This window comes from Bryocella elongata (assembly GCF_900108185.1).
GTDB classification, from domain to species: Bacteria; Acidobacteriota; Terriglobia; order Terriglobales; family Acidobacteriaceae; genus Granulicella; species Granulicella elongata.
This window is the reverse complement of sequence record NZ_FNVA01000009.1, coordinates 37346-57381: the sequence shown is the minus strand read 5'-3', so window position 1 is coordinate 57381 and position 20036 is coordinate 37346. Positions and strand designations below refer to the sequence as shown.

Annotated in this window: 15 protein-coding genes and 2 pseudogenes; 7 read left to right on the top strand and 10 right to left on the bottom strand. The window is 58.8% G+C overall.

The genetic code is table 11. From position 1 onward, the window contains the following. The first annotated feature begins 9 nt into the window (after positions 1-9). Positions 10-1047 carry an alginate lyase family protein gene (locus tag C4S68_RS21265; RefSeq protein ID WP_103935148.1) on the top strand — a complete coding sequence of 346 codons (1038 nt, stop codon included), beginning with the start codon at positions 10-12 and terminating at the stop codon, positions 1045-1047. A 28-nt stretch (positions 1048-1075) separates the two neighbouring features. Here the strand turns inward: C4S68_RS21265 and C4S68_RS21260 are convergent, their stop codons facing one another. The 6 genes and pseudogenes from C4S68_RS21260 to C4S68_RS21240 all read right to left on the bottom strand — a co-directional run bounded on the left by C4S68_RS21260 (position 1076) and on the right by C4S68_RS21240 (position 5933). Further along, positions 1076-2653, bottom strand: coding sequence for a sodium:solute symporter family transporter (locus C4S68_RS21260; RefSeq protein WP_103935147.1), 1578 nt, complete (start codon positions 2651-2653; stop codon positions 1076-1078). 95 nt (positions 2654-2748) lie between these two features. Beyond that, positions 2749-3774 carry an LLM class flavin-dependent oxidoreductase gene (locus C4S68_RS21255; protein ID WP_103935146.1) on the bottom strand — a complete coding sequence of 342 codons (1026 nt, stop codon included), beginning with the start codon at positions 3772-3774 and terminating at the stop codon, positions 2749-2751. 93 nt (positions 3775-3867) lie between these two features. Continuing rightward, positions 3868-4077, bottom strand: a pseudogene (locus C4S68_RS21250) (sulfatase/phosphatase domain-containing protein); the annotation flags it as partial. Positions 4078-4150: 73 nt separating this feature from the next. Beyond that, positions 4151-4276 (bottom strand): annotated as a pseudogene (locus tag C4S68_RS24035) (hypothetical protein); the annotation flags it as partial. Between the two features lie 81 nt (positions 4277-4357). Next, the gene (locus tag C4S68_RS24030; RefSeq protein WP_407641117.1) at positions 4358-4510 is read right to left on the bottom strand and encodes a hypothetical protein; all 153 of its coding nucleotides are present in this window, start codon (positions 4508-4510) and stop codon (positions 4358-4360) included. Between the two features lie 388 nt (positions 4511-4898). Beyond that, positions 4899-5933, bottom strand: coding sequence for a sialidase family protein (locus tag C4S68_RS21240; protein ID WP_103935143.1), 1035 nt, complete (start codon positions 5931-5933; stop codon positions 4899-4901). A 343-nt stretch (positions 5934-6276) separates the two neighbouring features. On the opposite strand from C4S68_RS21240, the gene C4S68_RS21235 reads away from it, so the two are divergent. Both C4S68_RS21235 and C4S68_RS21230 read left to right on the top strand, forming a co-directional pair. After that, a complete protein-coding gene (locus C4S68_RS21235; RefSeq protein WP_160115273.1) occupies positions 6277-7161 on the top strand; it encodes a substrate-binding domain-containing protein in 885 nt (294 codons plus the stop codon). Then, the gene (locus C4S68_RS21230; protein WP_103935141.1) at positions 7158-9311 is read left to right on the top strand and encodes a sensor histidine kinase; all 2154 of its coding nucleotides are present in this window, start codon (positions 7158-7160) and stop codon (positions 9309-9311) included. Before C4S68_RS21235 ends, C4S68_RS21230 begins: the two co-directional genes overlap by 4 nt. Here C4S68_RS21230 and C4S68_RS21225 read toward each other — a convergent pair. After that, the gene (locus C4S68_RS21225; RefSeq protein WP_103935140.1) at positions 9292-9939 is read right to left on the bottom strand and encodes a response regulator transcription factor; all 648 of its coding nucleotides are present in this window, start codon (positions 9937-9939) and stop codon (positions 9292-9294) included. The genes C4S68_RS21230 and C4S68_RS21225 overlap by 20 nt on opposite strands. Before the next feature lie 234 nt (positions 9940-10173). On the opposite strand from C4S68_RS21225, the gene C4S68_RS21220 reads away from it, so the two are divergent. From C4S68_RS21220 to C4S68_RS21210, 3 genes are all read left to right on the top strand, one after another. Next, on the top strand, positions 10174-13827 hold the full coding sequence (locus C4S68_RS21220; RefSeq protein WP_160115272.1) for a TonB-dependent receptor: 3654 nt from the start codon (positions 10174-10176) through the stop codon (positions 13825-13827). A 118-nt stretch (positions 13828-13945) separates the two neighbouring features. Beyond that, entirely contained in the window at positions 13946-14911 is a 966-nt protein-coding gene (locus tag C4S68_RS21215) for a glycoside hydrolase family 43 protein (protein ID WP_103935138.1), read from the top strand. 449 nt (positions 14912-15360) lie between these two features. Beyond that, positions 15361-16272 carry a cellulase family glycosylhydrolase gene (locus C4S68_RS21210; RefSeq protein WP_235011770.1) on the top strand — a complete coding sequence of 304 codons (912 nt, stop codon included), beginning with the start codon at positions 15361-15363 and terminating at the stop codon, positions 16270-16272. A gap of 25 nt (positions 16273-16297) precedes the next feature. Here the strand turns inward: C4S68_RS21210 and C4S68_RS21205 are convergent, their stop codons facing one another. The 3 genes from C4S68_RS21205 to C4S68_RS21195 all read right to left on the bottom strand — a co-directional run bounded on the left by C4S68_RS21205 (position 16298) and on the right by C4S68_RS21195 (position 18584). Beyond that, positions 16298-16705 (bottom strand): carboxymuconolactone decarboxylase family protein, encoded by a 408-nt coding sequence (locus tag C4S68_RS21205; RefSeq protein ID WP_103935136.1) that lies wholly within the window; start codon positions 16703-16705, stop codon positions 16298-16300. A 316-nt stretch (positions 16706-17021) separates the two neighbouring features. Beyond that, positions 17022-17234 carry a hypothetical protein gene (locus C4S68_RS21200; protein WP_103935135.1) on the bottom strand — a complete coding sequence of 71 codons (213 nt, stop codon included), beginning with the start codon at positions 17232-17234 and terminating at the stop codon, positions 17022-17024. A 102-nt stretch (positions 17235-17336) separates the two neighbouring features. Continuing rightward, positions 17337-18584, bottom strand: coding sequence for a glycoside hydrolase family 28 protein (locus C4S68_RS21195; protein ID WP_103935134.1), 1248 nt, complete (start codon positions 18582-18584; stop codon positions 17337-17339). Positions 18585-18719: 135 nt separating this feature from the next. On the opposite strand from C4S68_RS21195, the gene C4S68_RS21190 reads away from it, so the two are divergent. Beyond that, positions 18720-20024 (top strand): BamA/TamA family outer membrane protein, encoded by a 1305-nt coding sequence (locus C4S68_RS21190; RefSeq protein ID WP_103935133.1) that lies wholly within the window; start codon positions 18720-18722, stop codon positions 20022-20024. Positions 20025-20036 lie beyond the last annotated feature (12 nt).

Below are 20036 nucleotides of genomic sequence, written 5' to 3'. Positions count from 1 at the left end.
GAGGTGGCCATGAAGATTGCAATAACGGCCCTTGCCGTAATGATGATCGCCGTGCGCGCGGAAGGTGCGCCACTCAGGTCTCCCTGGAGCCTCCATCCGAGAAGCCAGACGACTGTGCCCTATGCTTGCCCCAGCGTGCCAAATATCGCTGCTGACTTTGTGACTGACGGCTTTTATGCGGACAACGATCCAACGCATTCCATCATTGATCCAATAAAAATGAAGGCCTATAGCGAGTCCTCCGGTCCCGTGAAACATGAAGGGGATGTGGTCGTTGCCGCGGCGGACACGTTTCGCAAGACGGGCTCAGCTGAGGCCGCCAGGTGCGTTATTGCGCACCTTGATTCTTTATCTCGCCAAGGCTCACTCACTGGGAAGTTGTCGTCATCCCAGGCGTACTTTGTGCAAGGTTGGGTCTCAGGAGCGTGGGCTGTCGCTTACCTGAAGGTCGACGGTGACAAGCAAACAACGGCAGAACAGCGTGCTCATATTCTGCCGTGGCTGAAGCTCCTGGGAGCCAAGACCGAGGCCTATTATGATGAGCGCGCCGGCACCAACGGCGGAGCCCAGAATCATTTCTATTGGGCCGCCGTGCAGCTTGCTGCCACAGGTATCGCGGCGAACGACCGAAGCGAATTCGACTGGGCGATGCATCGGGCGAAGATTGGCATCGATGCGATCGCCGCCGATGGCACCTTGCCCGAAGAGATGCGGCGAGGGAAGCGCGCGCTCCACTATCACCTGTACGCGGCATCCCCGCTCGTCATGCTCGCGGAGCTTGGGCTGCCAAATGGCGTGGATCTCTATGCGGAGAACAGCGGGGCTTTGAAGCGGCTGGTTGAAGTCTCTACCTCAGGCCTCGTCGACGCATCGCTCTTTGCCAACCGCACAGGCATAGCTCAGGAGCGTCCGGATCCGCCGACAGCCGAGGCCATCGGGTGGGCGGCCCCCTATGTTCGGCGCTTTCCCGACCCGACGATCACGAAGCTTCTAGCCGAGGCTCCTGATCATAGCTACATGTATCTTGGAGGTCTCCCACCGGAGTAGAGATTGCCGTTTCGTTGCTTCGTCACGCTCAGCGCCACCAATAGTTCAGCAACGCGCACGAAGCAACGAGCGTGAGCGAGAGGATCCAGATCCCACGGTCATGCCGCACGGCACGAAGATCCTTCCACGCAATCAGGAGACCTGGCGAGTCCAGGCTCTTGAGGTTGGGCAGGAACTGGGCTGCGAGGACTGTCGTAAACGCAGCGGCCGAAAACGAATAGATCGCGGAGTAGAAGTTGGCTGTCATGTTGCTGCCGTAGGGAAGATAGCCGTAGCTGAATGCTACGTAGTGAGCAATGGCTACCGAGGTGCCCGTGAAGAATCCGATCAGTGCGGCACTTTCACTGACCTTCCTGGCGAGAAAGCCGAACAGGACGACAGCCCAAAAAGGGGCTGCGAATGTTGCGAAGATAAGCTGGCTCTGTTCCATCAGATTGCCGAAATGGAAGCTGAGATAAGACGCGAGAACACTGGTGAACGTCGCTACCACGAGGGCGGTCCGGCCAACCAGGAGATAGTGCCGATCGCTGCGAGCGGGGGCGACGTAGCGTCGATATACGTCGCTCATAAAAACGGCGCCGAACGCGGTTACGTTGGAGCTAAGCGCGGAGGTAAGGCTGGCAGAGATTGCCGTGAAGCCCAATGCCAGAAGGATTGGGCCATAGCTCTGCTGCATGAAGGCTGGTGTGGCCTGGTCGAAGCGCAGGGTGCTGCCGAGTCCGGGTATGGTGCGAGCGGCTGCCAGTCCAGGCAGCACCACGAGCATTGAGAGAAGCAATTTCCCGAAGCCAGCGAGCAACGGCACCTTCTGCGCGTCGCTATCCGTGCGGGCTGCGAAGGCCCTCTGCATCAACACGAAGTCTGTACACCAGTACCCGAAGCTAAGCACAAAGCCAAGTCCGAGCGTGATGCTTGCGACATCGATTGCCGATCGGGGCTGTGCAAGTGGAAGCGATGTCCAGAGGTGGGTCTTCATCCCCTCGTCGACGGTAGGTAGAGAGTGCAGCCGTCTCGCAGCGACGATTGCCAGAGGAGCAAAACCAGCCACAAGTATCAGGAGTTGAAGGACCTCCGTGTACATCGTTGCCCGGATACCACCGAGCAACACGTACGCTAGTACAACCCCAGCCGCTACCCAGAGTCCCGTGATGAACCGCACGCCGGTTAGGGTCTGCAGGAGCAGAGACGAGGCATAGAGTCCGATGCCTCCAAGGAGAGGAAGCATGACCAGCAACATGCATGCGTTCAAGAGCCGAATTCGCGGGCCATATCGAAGTTCGAGCCACTCCGGAATGCTGAGTACGCCACTTCTACGATACAGCGGCATGATCCAAAGCCCCACGACGACCAGTGCGGGAATGGCCCCAATCCAATAGAAGTGGAACGCCTGTACACCATACTGCGCTGCCATCGCACCGAGTCCGACCGCTTCCAATGCTCCCGAATTTGCAGCCAGATAGGAAGCTGCGACGACAGGCAGAGGGAGTGAACGATTTGCATAAAGAAACGAGTTGGCGGTGGCAGAGTAGCGCCTCGTCCATGAGCCGACGACAAGCGTAATGACGAGATACAGGCATAGCGCGCCGAGACAAAGAGAAGTGTTCATGGAGGGAGCTGGGCGTAAAGGAGTGCGGAGCCAGTATACGTATCAATTGGTGCGGTCGTTGGTCGCATCGGCCTCCAGGCGGCAACGCTTGTGGGCTACGACCGCCATCCCAGGGCCGGTGCGACTGTTGTCAGGATCGTTTCGAGGACATGCGCGTTGTATGCGACGCCCAGTTGATTCGGTATCGTTAGGAGCAGCGTGTCCGCCTCAGCGATCGCCTCATCCTTGCGAAGTTCTTCGATCAGCAGGTCTGGCTCCGCTGCATAGGAACGGCCGAAGACAGCTCGAGTCTTCCCGTCGAGGAAGCCGATCTTGTCTCCTTCGTTGCTTCCGCGCCCGAAATACGCGTAATCCAGGTCCGTCACAAGGGCGAAGATGCTCCGACTCACCGAGACGCGAGGGACGCGGGTATGCCCCGCCTCTTTCCATGCAGCACGGAAAGCCCTGATCTGCGCGGCCTGCTGGATGTGGAAGGGCTCGCCTGTCTCATCATCCTTGAGGGTAGAGCTCTGGAGATTCATCCCCAGCTTTGCGGCCCATATCGCGGTGGCGTTGGAGCTCGCGCCCCACCAGATTCGGTCGCGCAATCCACCCGAGTGCGGCTCCAGTCGCAACAGGCCGGGTGGGTTGGCGAACATTGGCCTTGGATTAGGTTGGGCGAAGCCGTCCCCGGTCAGCAACTGGAGAAGCATCTCGGTGTGTCGACGAGCCATGCCTGCATCGTCTTCGCCGGGCCTCGGCGTGTGACCGAAGTGACGCCAACCGTCGACTACCTGTTCAGGGGAACCACGGCTGATGCCGAGTTGCAGGCGCGAACCTGCGATGAGATCCGCTGACCCTGCGTCCTCAGCCATGTAGTGAGGATTCTCGTACCGCATGTCAATGACTGCGGTGCCGATCTCGATGTTCTTCGTCCTTGCGCCCACGGCCGCCAGCAACGGGAACGGAGATGCGAGTTGACGGGCGAAGTGGTGAACGCGGAAGTACGCTCCATCGAGCCCCAGGCGTTCTGCTTCCACCGCGAGGTCGATGGACTGAAGGAGTACATCTGATGCAGATCGGGTCTGCGAATGTTGGGAGGGCGTCCAGTGGCCGAAGGATAGAAAACCAATCTTCTTCATGACTGGACGATTGGATGAACCGGATCAGCAAGTGATTCTCTCCATTCGGGCCGGCCAATCGACTAAAGATCCGAAGACATCTGATGATCGTGCTCAGTTTCGGGCCGGGATCCCGGCCGCGAGGCGCTCCGGGGTTTGCATCAGCCCCTGCTGCAGATTCGCATGTTCGGGGATGCCATAGAGATTGTGCTTCTCTTCGGGGTCCTCCGCGAGGCCATACATCTCCCATTCGTTCATCGTGTAGAAGTGCATCAGCTTTTTCGACTCCGTCCGCACACCACTGTGCGGACGAACGTCTTCGGCTCCGGGGTAATTCGGAGTAGTCGTAGAATCGCTCCCTTCGCCAGTCGGCCGGAGACGCTGTGGCTAGGGGCAAGAGACTGTGGTCTTGCATCTCCTGGCGCGGCTCGAGGCCCGCAATTTGAAGGACACTCGGGGCGATATCGAGCACCATCTCGTCCGGCACCGTTCCGGCTTTGGCCAGTTTTGGGTAGTGGATCATGATTGGTACACGTATCGCGGGATCATGCATCAGCTGCTTGTCATAGCAGCGAAACTCGCCGAGGAAAAATCGAGTGGCTTCTCAAGGTCCTTGTTGTCGAGCGCTCCCGTTGACTTGGAGTACATGCCGGTCAGCACGCTGGAGCGCGGGCGCGCACAGGGCATTCGTGCAAATAGCATTGCGAAAGAAGATGCCCTCCCGGCCGATCCGATCGTGATTGGGTGTCTCAACGATGGGATGCCCGGCCAGCGAGAGCGCGTCCGCGCGTTGACCTTCTGCCTGGAGAAAATCAGGTTGAACAGCTTCTTGCCGCCACTCTGGCTGGGTTGTGCGTTAGCTCCTGTTGATGCATCAGCAGAGGCTCTGAGCAAGGCGGACGTAGCCGCGGTTGGCAGCACACCTTGCAGAAAGGATCGTCGCGTCGGGGTGTTCGACTTGTCGTTCCCTCCCACGATGTGTTCCTTCTTCGACTCTAATGTGGCTACCACGTTGGACCGACCGCACCGCAACTGTTCCGGTTCACGTTCGGCGCGTCGTCAGCGATGCCTGCGATTGAGAACTCGACTTGCAATGCCTCACAGAAGGGAAGGCTCTGATCCCTGAAGGCTGTTCGACAGTTGCGTTACTTCGGCGGAAGCGGCAGAATGCCTTCAAAGACGGAGCACTTGTGGGCATCATCGAAGTCCGAGGCAATCTCGATGAAAGACTTGCCATCTGCGGTAGGCAGCATCGCGGATGAGTAGTTCGGGCACGGATTGTCGAATGCTGCTGGGATAGGCACGGGCGCGGGAGTTGTTGTCCAGGGCTTGAGCGGGTTCCTGGCGTCACTGACGAAGGCGACCTTTCCGTTGTCTTTAGAGACTTTGCCGTCCGCCTCCAGCAGCATCTGTCCGATCAGGAGGATGTGGCCATCTGGCATGTAGTGGTTGTTGGGCGCGTGGGCGAGGTATTGCCCGGTGGTCGTGATGACCTTTGTGCCCATGTCGCCGCGCTCACCCCAATGCCATCCGTCCTTCGAAGTGCGACTGTAGACGGCGCAGTGATACGTCGGTCCGCAGACTTCATAGCTCATGAAGTATTTTCCATCGGGCAACTTGCTTGCGACGATCATGCCCGGCCGATCCGCCTTCTGATTGCTCTTGATGGTGTCGACTTCATCCTTCCATGTAACCCCATCGGTGCTTCGCATCTGGGTCAGTTTCTGGCTGCAGCAGTCGTCCGTTTCGTCGGACCAGAAGATGACCAGGGAGCCATCCTTCGCGAGGAGAAACTCCGGCTCCCATAGTCCATGGTGCGGTGTCCCGCCTCGCTTTACCGGGGTCGAGTGATACTTCCACGTCGCGCCTTCGTCAGTGCTCGTGTAGATCTGGATCGCCGCGGATGTCCCCTCCACGAAGGTGCCGGAGAAGAGCAGCGTGCCTGCCTTCAATCTGCCAACGTCCTGCGGCAGCTCCCATATCGCGGCGCAACAACGCTCACGGCTGCCCGGGATCGCGGTGACCTCGGACATCTTCTCCCAGCTGTTGCCATCATCCTTGCTGCGAAATATCTCGCGATTCGTGTTCGCCATCAGATGGCCATTGGTATCCGGAGAGCCATGGGAGAGTCGAAGCAGTCGCGGGTACATGGTGCTTTCCGGGATCAAGGTTCGCGCCATGGTGCGGGCTCCAGTGGGCGTCGGTCCAGCCTGCGCACAGAGAGATAAGCTCGCGAGGAAAAGAGCAGAGGTCAGCAATTTACGAATCATCGAGTAGTCTCCCCGGAAGGGCGCTGCGTGAGGCTTGTGGAACCGGGATCACGCTACGCGATGCGAGAGGTCGCTCGCAATGCGTCAAATCTCCCAAACACTGATAGGACATATGTCACATCGGCCACTTCAGTAGTGTTCGTGGCATACTGTCGGCTCTATGAGGCTTCGCCCATTCATCGGGACGCTCCCCCGACTCTCTGTTCTCCTGGCGCTCACCATAGCGCTCGGTTGCCATCGCAACGAGCGACCTGTGATCGCAGTGATTCCGGAGACGACAGCGCAGGAGGTATGGGAGACGGCGCATGCGCAAGCTGCCCGCATCGCTGGCTCATGGGGATGGGCGACCTTCTGGAATGGTCCCAGCCGCGAAGATGATCTGCTGAGGCAGATCCAGATTATCGACCGGCAGGTCGCGAATGGAGTTGCGGGAATCATTCTCGCACCGGACCACGCTGTGGCGTTGATCAGCCCGGTGCGTGCTGCGGTTGCGAAGAACATCCCCGTGGCCATCATCGACACGCCGCTGGCGGCTCCACCGAAGGGAGATGTGCTCTTCGTGCTGAATGACAACGCCGCAACGGGCCGTCTCGCTGCGTCACGCATCGCGCCTCACCTTGATGCGAAGCACGAAGAGGTTGCGGTCCTTGGGGTCTATCCCAACTTCCTTGGCTCGCTGGCGATGGACGATGCGCTGCGGACAGCGTTGCAGAGCCAACACCCAAAGGTCCGGCTCGTCGAGCAGAGATCCATCTTTGGCCCACCCGAAGCGGATGATGCAGTCCGCCAGTTGTTGGAAGAGCATCCTTCGCTGGCAGCGATTGTCGCTTTGAACGTGACCCAGACGCGCGCTGCCTATAGTGTTCTGGCGCGATCGCATCTTACTGACAAGGTCATTCTGATCGGTTGCGAGCAGGACTTCGATGTGGTCTATCACGTGCGCACGGGCGAGATGGACTCAGTCATCGCAAAGGATACGGGGAGCATGGTGCGCTTGGCGATGCAGTGGATTCGCAGCCGGCGGGAAGGGACCGCAGCGACCAGCACGATCCTGGTGGCGCCAACGTTGGTGACGATTGACAACGTCGATTCACCCGACGTTCAGCGTGTACTCGCAGTCACTGGAGGAACGCCATGACTCGTCATCGTTGGATCGTTGGAGCCGGGTCTCTCCTTTGTCTCGTCGCTCTGCTGTCGACTGTCGTTCATGAATTGCACCTGCGGAGGGATCGCTACGAGCTTCCGGTCGACAGTCTCACGGACTGGAAGTCCTACGGCGGCGTCTGGAACCTTGACCATTCCGTATTCCGCAATAACTCCGAAGAACGCGGCGTCAAGCTCATGGGCGGATCGCCTCGCTGGACGAATACGTCGCTCAGCGCCGATGTGCGTATCGACCAGATTGCAGGTGATATTGGCCTGATGATTCGGTCGAACGACGAAGACCTTGGAGTGGATGCCTATAACGGCTATTACGCCGGGCTTCGCGCCCAGGAAGATACCTTGATTGCGGGGAGATCCAACTACAGTTGGAGTGAGGTGCAGCCAGCCGTTCTACCGGGGGGCGTGCATCCTGGCATCTGGTATCACCTTCAGCTGGTGATGTACGGTTGCCGCCTGGCCGTATCGGCGCGCAACCTCAGCACGCAACAGAGTACTGCGCTTGTGCTGCGTGAGGTGCCCTGTGTATCGTCGGGCCGCATTGGTCTGCGCTCGCTGTCTTCCGGCGGTGCGTGGCGGAACGTTGTCGTCCATGCAGCTACGAAGGCGGAGTTTGATGCGATCGCTGCGCATTCTGTCGGCGAAGAAAGTCCGGAGCCCCTCACAACGGAAGCTGCATACGCTAAGCATTTCTCCGGCTATCAGACGCTGGACCCCGCGGTGCGCAGCCAAGGCACGCCGGAGCCTCGTCGTCCAGCGGTTCATCTCGGCGACCTGACGAGCCTGCGAGGTGATACTCCGCAGCGCGTCGTCGTGCGCGGTGTCGTGACGTTGACGGAGCCGGACCTCTACATCGAAGACGCAACGGGAGGTGCGTTGATCAGTCACCCAAAGGGGCGAAGCGTAAACGTAGGCGAAGGTATCGAAGTCACGGGAGACGTACATCCACTCTTCTACAGTGCGCGGCTGGATAACGGATCGTTGCGCATCATCTCCACTGGAACGCCGGCTCCACCCATCTCCGTGACGCCGTGGCAGGCGGCATCCGGAGCTTACGATGCGCGGTTCATTGAGGTGGAAGGACATCTCGTGAGCGAGCCGCATGTCGAGAACGGGTACTACGTGCTCGACCTGGCGGAGGGTGGCGAGACATTTCGAGCACTGTATCCGGACCGCTCGGGAAATGCGCTTCGCGCACTGCGAGTCGATAGCCAGCTAAGGCTCCGCGGCGTGTGCGTGCTGGGCCGCACTTACACGCAGGATCTCATCCCGTTCCTGATCTTTCTGCGATCGCCGGACGATGTGCAGGTGTTGCAGGGACCGCCATGGTGGACGCCTCGACACGTTGCCTTCGTGGCATGCTTGATTGTTGGACTGGCGTGGTGGGTTCAGTTTGCATACTTTCGATTCCGGCAGTGGCAGAGAGATGCGATCCTGCGCGAGCGAGAGCGAATTGCGCATGACATCCATGACACGATGGCGCAGAGCTTCGCGGGGATCGGCTACCAGATCCAGGGGCTCCGCACATCCATCCTTCGCAATGCGGCTGTCTCGCGCGATGAGATCGCTGATCAGCTTGCATCTACATCCGAACTCGTAAGTCGCTGCCACTCGGACGCAAGCCACACCATCGAGATGCTGGGTGCGGTGTCCAGCGAGGAGGCAGGTGACCTTCTCACCATGCTGGCGGATCGCACGTACAAGCTCTCCAGCGGAAAGATTCGTGTTTACAGGGAAGAGCAGGGAGCGGTCCGTTCATTGAGCATCCGCGTTCGCGCTGTCCTCTTCAGCATCGGACAGGAGGCCATCTCGAACGCGATTACGCACGGCGCGCCCGCCTCGATCAAGTTCATCGTGCGCTATGAGAAGCGGTCCGCCACGATGATGATCGAGGATGATGGTTGTGGCTTCGACGCGAACCCTGATGAAGAGGGCTTTGGGATACTCGGCATGCGGCATCGGGCTGCAGAGATTGGAGGGACCGTGGAGATCCTCAGCGCTCCGGGGGTAGGAACCAGGGTTGCGATCACGTTTCCGCTGTCGCGTCTCAGTCTGCTCCAGCGATTTCGATTCCGTGACCTGCTCCGCCTTCGGCAGCAGACGGCATCTACTCCTGCACGCGGATAAGACCTCGCTCGATGGCGCGAGTCACAGCCTCGGTGCGGTCCTTGGCCTGCAGCTTCAACAGGCAGCCGGTCACGTGGTTGCGAACGGTCTTATCGCTTATAAACAGACGTTGGGCGACATCCTTGTTCGTGCAACCGAGCGCCACCAGTGAAAGGACCTCAAGCTCTCGCTGGCTCAGCTCCTCGCGACCAATGGCCTCGAATAAGCGTTGCGCGATGACCTTGGGCACGTATCGCTCGCCCTGAAAGATCATGCGCACGGCCTTCACAATCTCCTCCTGTGGTGTGTTCTTGAGCAGGTATCCCATCGCGCCCGCCTGCGTTGCTCGAACGATGTACTCGTCCGACCCGTAGTTCGTCAGCACGAGGATGCGGATACCGGGCGCAATCTTGCGTAGCTCAACGATGGCATCGGTGCCTTCCATCTCGGGCATGCGGAGATCCATCAGGACAACATCCGGCTGGTTCCTCTGGACCTGCGTCAGAGCTTCTCTTGCAGACGCAGCTAGCCCCGATACAACGAAGTCGGGCTCGCTCGACAGCATGGCTCGCAGACCTTGTCGAACGACGGGATGATCATCCACGATGAGGATGTTGATCTGCTTCGTTGCGGTAAAGTCCGTCAGCATGTGGTCCCTTCCGTAAAGCAACCCATCGTACGTCTCCCTCTGCGTGATACGCAATGTCCTCTCATCGTAGGACATATGTCCTATCCGAGATTGGTCGATTGTTCCGATTGTCAATCGCTCTCCAGCGGCACTAACGTTCTCGCTGTTCATTAGTGCCACATGTTTACGCGCGCGACTTCCCAGCGTCCACCGGGAGCGCATGGCCTCGTGCGGCACGTTCAGGAGGAAACGCAAGTGGAACAGCAACGCACCAGGCGAATGCCGGTTTGGACGACGGTGATCGCACTGCTCGTACTCTTTACGTGGATTGGAGTTGTGCCCCACGCAACCGCTCAGGATTACCGGGCCAAGATCACGGTAGAGGTCAAGGATGCCGCGGACGCGATGTTCCCCGCAGCGACGTTGAAGCTCATGCGAGTGAGCACCAAAGAGGTAACCACGGCCAAGACCGATGCCCAGGGCGCGTACATCTTCCAGTTTCTTGAGCCGGACACTTACGACCTCACCATCACGGCTCCCGGCATGGCTCCTGCGGAGGTAAAGGGTATTGCGCTCCAGGCCTATGCGGCTACAAGCGTCCCAGTGAAGTTGAAGGTGGGTTCGCAGACCGCAGAGGTTACTGTGACCGAAGAGCCTGCGCTGCTACAGACCGAATCTGCCAGCCGCGCGTACAGCATCGAGCAGAAGGAAGTGCAGGACCTGCCCGTCATCAACGGTAACCCCATCATGCTCGGCAACGAGGTTCCCGGTGTCTTCATGCGGCCGCTGGGTGTGTACACCGATCCATGGACGGTCACGTCGCAGTTTCAAATCAACGGTGGACTGATGTATCTCAACGAGTTCCTCATCGACGGCAGTCCGAACGATGCGGAGTTTGGTGCTGACACTTACGCCTATGTTCTTCCGCAGTTCGCCGTGAAGGAGTTCACAGTAAGTGCGAATAACTATGACGCACAGTACGGGCACACGAGCGGTGGTGCGATCAATACGACGACCGTATCCGGCACTTCGCAGCTGAAGGGTATGTTCTGGAGTTCACTGCGTCGCACCGGCTGGAACGCGAACACCTCGCAGAACAAATACCTCAACTCCATCAACAACACGACCTCGAACATCACACCGTTCAACACCCAGACCCAGCTTGGTTTCCAGGTTGGCGGCCCTATCTTCATCCCGCACGTCCTACGCCAGTCGGCCAAATACAAGCCATTCTTTTTCTTTGCATTCGATCACTACTCCGAGCTCCTGCCTCGCAGCCTGATCCTCTCCTACCCGACCGCCAAGATGCGCACGGGTGACTTCTCCGAACTCCTCAATCCGACGAACGGCTATCAATCGATCACGATTGCGGACCCCACCTCGACGCATCTCGACACGAACCCAACAAGCGCGACGTACAACCACTACATCCGGAATCCTTTCCCGGGGAACATCATTCCTTCGGGCATGATCAATCCCATCGCCGCCAAGATTGCTGCGCTCTTTCCTGCCGTGGGTAGCACGCCGAATGGCCAGCGTCCTGGCACGAACAACCTTAGTATTCCGAATAACTACTACAACTGGCACTTTCACAACGTTGTAGGCCGTTTCGACTTCGCCATTGGCGATAAGTACCGCTTCTTCGTGCGCCCGTTCAATGCCGATTTCTCTGAGGTCAGCAATGCGGGTGGCGTAACCGGGCCGGGAGAAAACGGTGGTACCTTCCATCGCACTAGTAAGGGCTACCTGGTGGATTTCGTCGATGTGATGAACTCCAAAACGGTTCTGAACGCGCGCTTCGGCTACACATTTTTCCGCGTGAAGTGGACGACGCCGGCGAACCAGAACTATGACCTCACCTCGCTGGGCTTCCCTGCAAGTCTCAACAGCGAACAGCAACAACAGAACTTCTTCGGCGACTATGCCTTTCAGAATTACAGCCCACTTGGCTGGTTCGACAACGTGGAGGACACTGGAAACTATTCGTGGGAAGGGAACCTCTCGCGCACGGCTAGAGCGCACAATCTTCGCGTCGGCTGGGACGTGCGCCTGACCCACTTCAGCTACATCAACCCAGGTTACTTCACGTTGACTTCGAACAGTGATTGGACCAGCACGGACTACACCAACACAAACTCACAAGCCACCAGCGGAGACGGATTCGCGACGTTCCTTCTGGGTACGCCGTCTTCGGGAGCTTCGCCGTTGAACGCTGTCTACCAGGTCTCGAGCTGGTACACCGCACCGTGGTTTCAGGACGACTGGCGCGTCAATAGCAAGCTCACCTTGAACATTGGCCTCCGCTGGGATCTGCTCACCGGGCCGATCGACAAGCACGACGCGCTTGATGTTGGCTTTGATCTGAACGCGCCTAATGCCGTTCAGTCCCAGATCACGTCGGCTTCGATCGCAGCGCTTCCATCGGCGAGCAATCTCACCGGCAGCCTGCAGTTCGCTAACGTCAATGGAGCGCCTCGCTCACCGATCACGAACGTGTATCACAACATTCAGCCGCGCTTCGGCTTTGCGTATTCACCCTTTCGGAAGCTTTCTGTTCGTGGTGGCTATGGGTTGTTCTATACAAACTTCGTCAACAACAACGAGATTCAGAATCTTGGTTTCTCGCAATCGACGGCACTCATTACCTCCAATAACAGTGGCATGACGCCGATCTCGAATGTGCTTAGCAACCCGTTTCCTACCGGCCTCATTCAACCGCAGGGCTCGGCGCTTGGCAGCCTTACGGGCCTGGGCCAGGCATTCACTACCTTCAATCGCGGGTTCAAGGTTCCGAGCGCACACGAGTTTTCGTTCGGCTTCCAATACCGAGGGACGAAGGCCAGCGTCTTCGAAGCGTCCTATGTTGGCAACTACGGCCGGGGATATCCGATGTCGATGGATGAGAACCTGCCCAACTGGAACTTCCTGCAGACTTGCGATGAGGTCTACGTCAGCGGCAAGACACAGAACTGCAGTGCAACGCAGACCAACCCGTTCAAGGGGATTGCTCCCTTCGCCGGGACCAACTACTACACGAGCTCGACAATTTCAGCTCTGAATGCGAACAGGCCGCATCCGGAGTTTGGCGCACTTACTCTGGCGGCCATCAACCGTGGTTACAGCTGGTATAACGGCGCGCAGTTTTCCTATAACTGGCGTATGAGTCACGGTATCTCGTTCAATACGAGTTACGTGTGGTCGAAGATGATCTACGAAACCGGCTGGATGAGCCAGTCGCTGAACATCACGCAGCACAGCGTCTATCAGTTCGGCATCCCGAAGGTCTTCAAGCTCTCCGGTGTCTTCCAACTGCCCTTTGGGCGGGACCGCCTCTTCAACTTCCATGGCAACCGGATTATCGATGGCTTCATCGGCGGTTGGGAGTTTTCTCCTTCACTGCAGGTGGAGAGTGGCGAACCGGCCACACTGCCGACGAACGCTGTGATGCTTCCGCATAACAAGTTCCTCAAGCCGAACTGGAAGAACAACACCGTCCAGGCATGGGGAAGCTGCGTGCTGAGCCAGACCAACGGTGTGGTCAGCATTCCCGGTGGTAATACCGGCGCCATGGCGACCCGCTGCGGCACGGACATGACTCAGTACGACTGGAAGACCGTCCCTGTGCTGACGAATGAGCAGACGAATCCGACCTATGCCAGCTTTCTCCGCATGAAGCCGGTGATCATGTCGGACGCTGGCATACAGAAGTCGTTCCAGATTCGTGGGCCTATCGTCGCAACGATTCGTCTGCAGGCCTCTAACGTTCTCAACCACTTCAATCTTGAGACGGCGAAGTTCGACATTAACCCGAATGACGGCGTAGCCTTTGGCACCGTCAATCAAGGAACAACGCCGACGACGGACTCGCCGCCGCGCAACCTGAACGTGCAGTTCCGCGTGGCGTTCTAGATCGTTCGCCCAGTCTCCAGGCGGATGCGGCTCTTATCGTGTAGATAAGCGATTTGGCCGCATCCGCGATTTGTTCTTCACGTCTTCCCATATGTCGGGCAACAAAGGATCGTGAATCATGTTTCGAAGAAGTGTCCTGACCGCTCTTGCGGGGCTATGCCTCGGAGCCTCCGCGCTGGCGCAGGCGAGCAATCCGATCCTCTCGCACGCAGATCCTTTCATCACTTTCGATCCCGTGACGAAGGATGGGCAGTATGTATTGACGGCCACGGGCCGCGACATCACATTGTGGACCGGGCCGATACCCGAGACCTCTTCGACGACGCCTTATGTGATCTACACGCCCATGGAGGGGATGACCCAAACATGGTCGCCTACGGTGTGGAAGATCGATGGGCATTGGTGGGTGTACTTTACGGCGCAGATGACAGGCCAGAAGCACAAGATCTACGTGCTCGAGTCTGAGGCCGATGATGTGCTTGGAGCATATGTGTTCAAGGGGGCACTCGAGACAGGGCGGGCCTCGATCGATCCCTCAATTCTTGTAGTCGGCAAGTCGCACTATCTCATGTACGTCACCGTAGACAGCGGTGCGAATGACACCTGGATTCGCAAGCTCAAGACGCCGACAGAGTTTGACGGAGAGGGTGCGCTCATCGCTCATCCTGAAGCTGGATGGGAGAAGGGAGAAGGCACCACGCGCAACTATCCCGTCGACGAGGGTCCTACGGCTCTCTATCACGGCGGCAAGACGTTCGTCGTCTTCTCGGCAAGCGATACTGCATCTCCGCGATATTGCCTTGGCCTGCTGACTCTCGTGGGGAAAGACCCGATGGTGCCTGGCAACTGGATTAAGACCCCGCATCCGGTCTTTGCGTGGTCGCCGGAGAACTCCATCTTTGGGCCGGGACGCGGCACGTTTGCCAAGGGTAAGGACGGCGCCATGTGGCTGTTGTATGCGGCCAAGTCAACCGATGCTCCCAATGCGGCCCATCGCGAGATTCGAGCGCAGCGCTTTACCTGGAACGCAGACGGCACACCGAACTTCGGCAGTCCAAAGAAAGATGGGCCGATTGAACCCTGATGGATTACAGACCTCGTGGATGTTTCGTACCGCTATCGCCCAGGAGGAGTGGAGAATGGATCGGCGATCTATATTGCGGTTCTTCTCTGGACGAGCTTGTGGCTGCCGAAGAGTCCGGGTAGATCGCAGACGAACTGCAAGCGTTGGGGTGATTACCCGCCGTAGCCGCGAAGACCGATGTGTCCAGAGGGGATTGAATGATGGAAAGAGTTGTACGGTATTGCGCACTTCTGACGTTGATGGCAGCGCTGGCTGGAAGCGGCATCGCGCAAGCTCCAGGCCAACGCTGGACCGCAAAGCACGCCAACGAATGGTACGACCGACAGCCCTGGCTTGTGGGAGCCAACTATGTTCCATCAGATGCGATCAACGAGCTTGAGATGTTTCAGGACGCAACCTTCAATGCCCGACTGAACGACAAAGAGCTTGGATTAGCAGAGGGGATCGGTATGAACACAGTCCGTGTGTTCCTTCAGGATCAATGGTGGCTCAATGATCCGGCCGGCGCACGCAAACGACTCGATGAATTCCTGGCAATCGCAGCGAAGCATCATATTCGGCCGGTTCTGGTTCTCTTCGATTCCTGCTGGGAGCCCAACCCGCATCTCGGACCACAGCATCCGCCTATCCCAGGAGTTCACAACTCGGGCTGGGTGCAGAGCCCTGGCAAGGCACGGCTGCTCGATGCAACGGTAGAGCCACAGCTCAAGGCTTACGTCACGGGAGTGATCGGCGCCTTCGCGAATGACGATCGCGTTCTTGCCTGGGATGTATGGAACGAGCCGGACAATCAGGGCCGTGATGTCGAGGAGGATGTGAAAGACAAGGTGCGGCGCGTCAATGAACTGCTGCCTCGCGTCTTTGCCTGGGCGAGAACCGAACGGCCACAGCAGCCTTTGACCAGCGGTATGTGGACAGGGAACTGGACCGACCCGCGCAAGGAAAGCGCAACGACGAAGATCCAGCTCGCTGAGTCTGACGTGATCACCTTCCACAACTATGACTGGCCGGAGGGCTTCGAAGCACGGATAGCAGAGTTGAGGGCAACAGGGCGTCCGTTGATCTGCACGGAGTACATGGCGCGAGGGAATGGCAGCACCTTCGACACGATCCTGCCGATAGCCAAGCGCGAACGCGTAGCCGTTATCAACTGGGGACTCGTCGCGGGCAAGACGCAGACGTACCTCCCATGGGACTCCTGGAAGCGACCGTATGTCTCGGAAGGCCCCGCCGTCTGGTTTCACGACGTCTTCAAGGCCGACGATACGCCGTACCGCCAACACGAGGTTGACCTTCTGCGTCAGATGACGGGACGAGGGAAAGCGGAGAGTGCCGAACAGCCTGCAGCTGCCGCGCGATGATTCGCCCCGTGAGTTCCTCGCAGAGCTAGCCTGCGAGGAACTCCGGGTCGACAGGAATCTGCAACGAGTTGGCGAGAGTGTTGGTTTCGGCGGCCATGCCGATCACCGCGAGGAACTCCGCATATTGGTCGTCCGAGAGGCCCTTTGCGCGCGCTGCCGCAGTATGAGAGTGGACGCAATAGCTGCAGGCGTTGGCTGTCGATACAGCGATGTAGACCAGCTCTTTCGTGAGGGGATCGAGCGCGCCGGGCTGGAGCATGACCTGCTTGACGCTGGTCCACGTCCGCTCGAGGAGCACTGGCTGGTTCGCAAGGGCTCGCCAGAAGTTATTTACGAAATCGGACTTGCGCACCGCGCGGATATCTTCGAACACGGCCTGCACTGCGGGAGCGGTTGCTACCTCTTCATCGGTCCAGAGCTTTACAGTTGCCATCAACAGATTTCCTCCGTTGCAATCATAAGTGGCGCTTGACTGCGACGGGACTCTGACTTGTATCAAAGTTACCTCGCAGTGCTGCAAATCTGCAGAGACGTTGAAGCTCGCTTGAGATGACGGCTCAAAGAATTCGTGGCTGCGATTTGCAACTGCGAGCAGCGAGCCCAGAGCGCTCCGTCTCAAGGGCGGCCGCGGCATCAAGGCGTCTGTGCCTCTTGAGGGCTGTGACTATCAACGTGCCTTGCGCAACGAATGCCGCAGGAACTTCGCAAGATATTGGCGCGGATGGAGATGTACTTTTCTTAGTGGGCAGCTAGCTCTGCTTTGAGCCAGAGCGTACCACCACAATCAGGGCAATCAACGCGGCGAGGCCACCGGCGAACAGCCCCGCCATATCGGCCCCCAGCTTCACCTGTGGCTCGTAGGAGCCGGCGTTGGCGTGGTGCGCCAGGATCAGGTGCGCAGTCAGCACGCCCACCCCAATAAAGACGGTCATCACGATCAGGACTCCAACGGCAAAGCGCATGTGTCTAGGGTAGACCCCGCAGAGGAAGACCTCACGCCCTTACAGCGAAATCGTCTGCCGTAGAAGCGTGAGGCCAGGAATATGCGGAGCTCGTTGCGTAGTTTAGTGCTGCTTGATCGTAGCCGTCGGCGAGATCGTCAGCGGTTCGCCTTCTTCCACCATTACCTTGACGTTGTCGAAGTCCGCCTTGGTATACGCGATCTTCATCCCCGTCTTCGCGCTGATCGACACATTCTTCAGCGTCAGATCTTCCACTGGCGATTCAGGCAAGCCCACAATCACTCCCGCCGTCGGGCTCCCGGTCGACTTCACATTGCTGATGTGGATGTCATGGAAGTGCGGTGTGAGCCGCTGCACCGGCTCCGCCTTCACCTCGCCCTCCGGATACACCTTCGGGTAGTACTCACTGATCAGGATTGGCGTCTTTACATCCTCCATCGTGATGTCGTCGAAGGTGATGTCAGAGACGTCATGGCCGCGGTCTCGATTGGCCTTGATGCGGATGCCCTGGTCCGTGCCCTTGAAGTGGATGCGAGAGGCGTGGATGTGCTGCGCGCCGCCCGCCAGTTCGCTGCCGATCGAAAGGCCATGACCGTTCTCAAACGTGCAGTCGGTGATGGTGATGTCGTGGCTCGGTGCGTCCGGCCCGGGCGAGTTGATCGCTCCTGACTTGATCGCGATGTTGTCGTCGCCCACTGAACTGAAGACGTGATCGATGAGGATGTGCCCTGAGCTGAACGGATCGATCGCATCCGTATTGGGCGAGTGCGGCGCGAGGATGCGCATGTTGCGGAAGACCAGGTCATCCGCATAGTACGGCACGATCTGCCAGAAGCCGGCGTTCTGCATCGTGATGTTCTCGACCTTGATATGCTTCGAGTGGTCGAATACCATGCCCATCGGCCGCGGGTGGTCGGTGCCCAGAACTCCTGAGTCCTTGACGCCCTGCACGTACTCCCACCAGATGTGCCCGTTGCCGTCGATGGTGCCGCCGCCGGTGATGGTGACGTTTTCCGCAAAGCGCGTGCCGACAAGAGGCTGCACGGTGTCTTTGCGAGCGAAGGTCCAGTGCGGATAATCCTCGCGGTCGGGCGAGCCGAGCAGCGTGGCACCGGTTTCGATATCCAGCGTGGTGCCGCTGGGCAGCAGAATAGGCCCGGTGACGAACGTGCCGCCCGCCAGCTTCACCGTTCCACCCTTGCAGGTCGCCACCGCCTTGAGGATCGCGGCAGTGTCCTTGGTGACGCCATCGCCCTTGGCCCCGTAGTCCTTCACATCGCATGTCTTCGCCGCCAGGGCCGGAATTGTTCCCGCCAGCGCCGCCATCATCAGAATCATTCCGTAACGCATGGCACTCTCCTGCCTGTCGATCTGCACCGCTTCAACCTGTCTGACAAGCTCACATGGAATCTTACACGCGCGGAGGCACAAAGCGCACTGCAGAAACGACTTGTTCGTCTGTCGCATTCCCCTTACGATGACCCCATGCAGAGCAACAAAGTCCGCGGCCTCTTCCTTGCCCTTGGTGTCTCCCTTTGCGGAGCTGTCGCTTCGGCGCAGCAGAACAACATCGCGCAGGTCGTTTACAGCAACCCGGGGCCTTACTCGCAGCAGCAGCTTGCGGCGATCAGTGGCGTGAAGCCGGGCGATCCAGCCACGGCGGCAACGTTGCAGGCCGGTGCGCAGAAGCTCTCCGATACTGGCTTTTTCGACGATATCGGCGCCGAAATTCGCGGCAACACGCTCCACATCGTCGCGGTTTTCAAGCTCGCGCCCACTCCGAAGTCGCAGATGCTGCCCGTGGCGTTTCCGAACCTGGTGTGGCTGTCTCCGGCCGAGATTGACGCTGCGATTCACGCGCGCGTGCCGTTGTACTTTGGCTACCTGCAGGAAAACACCGTGCCCGTAGACCAGGTGAAGGCCGCGCTCGAGGATGCCCTTGCTGCCAAGGGCATCGCCGCAAAGTTGGAGGAGCAATCCATTGAACCGACGTTGCAACACCCGTTCCGCTCCATGGCATTCACGGTCGTCACCCCGCTCCCGGTCGTCGCGAATGTGAAGTTGGGCGGCGTGAAGCCGGAGTTTGCACCGTTGGTGCAGACCTCAGTCAACACGGCCGCGGGCAAACCGTACATGATGGGGCTGGCGGGTCTCCGCACCGATGACATCATCCTGGCTCCGCTGCTCGACGCTGGTTACATCGATGCGGCTCTCAGCGGCGTCGCGGTCGAGACCACACCATTGGATCAGCACAGGGAGCCAGTTATCCTGCACGCCACTCTCGATGCTGGCGAGATCTACCACGTCTCCGGTCTGGAGTTCGCGGGCGCCCCCCTGCTCACGACGGAAGCCTTCAATGCGAGCGCCAAACTGCATGCGGGCGATGTGGCCTCCAACAAGGCGCTGATCGAAACTCTTACGCCGCTCGATCTTGCCTACCGCAAATTGGGCTACATGGATGTGATCGTGAAGTCCAATCCCTCCCGGGACACCGCGGCTCACACCGTCGCTTACGCGGTGACGGTCACTCCCGGGGAGCAATACCGGCTCTCGAAGATCACGGCGATGGGCCTCGACCCCGCAGCGCAGGCGGACTTCGACAAGAACTTTTTGCTGAAGGCAGGCGATTTGTACGACCCGACCTATGTGGCGGGCTTCATCAAGAACAACACGGCCCTCAAGACGCTCGCGCCGTACTACGGGGGATATAAAGCCATCGCCAACCCCGACAAACACACCGTGGAACTGGAACTGAAGTTCTACACGGGGCCGACGGTGAATGTGCACTAGGAGAGATTTCGA

Coding starts and splice junctions, on each gene's coding strand:
- C4S68_RS21265 (WP_103935148.1), top strand. CDS start 10: ATGAAGATTGCAATAACGGCCCTTGCCGTAATGATGATCGCCGTGCGC.
- C4S68_RS21260 (WP_103935147.1), bottom strand. CDS start 2,653: ATGAACACTTCTCTTTGTCTCGGCGCGCTATGCCTGTATCTCGTCATT.
- C4S68_RS21255 (WP_103935146.1), bottom strand. CDS start 3,774: ATGAAGAAGATTGGTTTTCTATCCTTCGGCCACTGGACGCCCTCCCAA.
- C4S68_RS21240 (WP_103935143.1), bottom strand. CDS start 5,933: ATGGCGCGAACCTTGATCCCGGAAAGCACCATGTACCCGCGACTGCTT.
- C4S68_RS21230 (WP_103935141.1), top strand. CDS start 7,158: ATGACTCGTCATCGTTGGATCGTTGGAGCCGGGTCTCTCCTTTGTCTC.
- C4S68_RS21225 (WP_103935140.1), bottom strand. CDS start 9,939: ATGCTGACGGACTTTACCGCAACGAAGCAGATCAACATCCTCATCGTG.
- C4S68_RS21215 (WP_103935138.1), top strand. CDS start 13,946: ATGTTTCGAAGAAGTGTCCTGACCGCTCTTGCGGGGCTATGCCTCGGA.
- C4S68_RS21210 (WP_235011770.1), top strand. CDS start 15,361: ATGAACACAGTCCGTGTGTTCCTTCAGGATCAATGGTGGCTCAATGAT.
- C4S68_RS21205 (WP_103935136.1), bottom strand. CDS start 16,705: ATGGCAACTGTAAAGCTCTGGACCGATGAAGAGGTAGCAACCGCTCCC.
- C4S68_RS21200 (WP_103935135.1), bottom strand. CDS start 17,234: ATGCGCTTTGCCGTTGGAGTCCTGATCGTGATGACCGTCTTTATTGGG.
- C4S68_RS21195 (WP_103935134.1), bottom strand. CDS start 18,584: ATGCGTTACGGAATGATTCTGATGATGGCGGCGCTGGCGGGAACAATT.
- C4S68_RS21190 (WP_103935133.1), top strand. CDS start 18,720: ATGCAGAGCAACAAAGTCCGCGGCCTCTTCCTTGCCCTTGGTGTCTCC.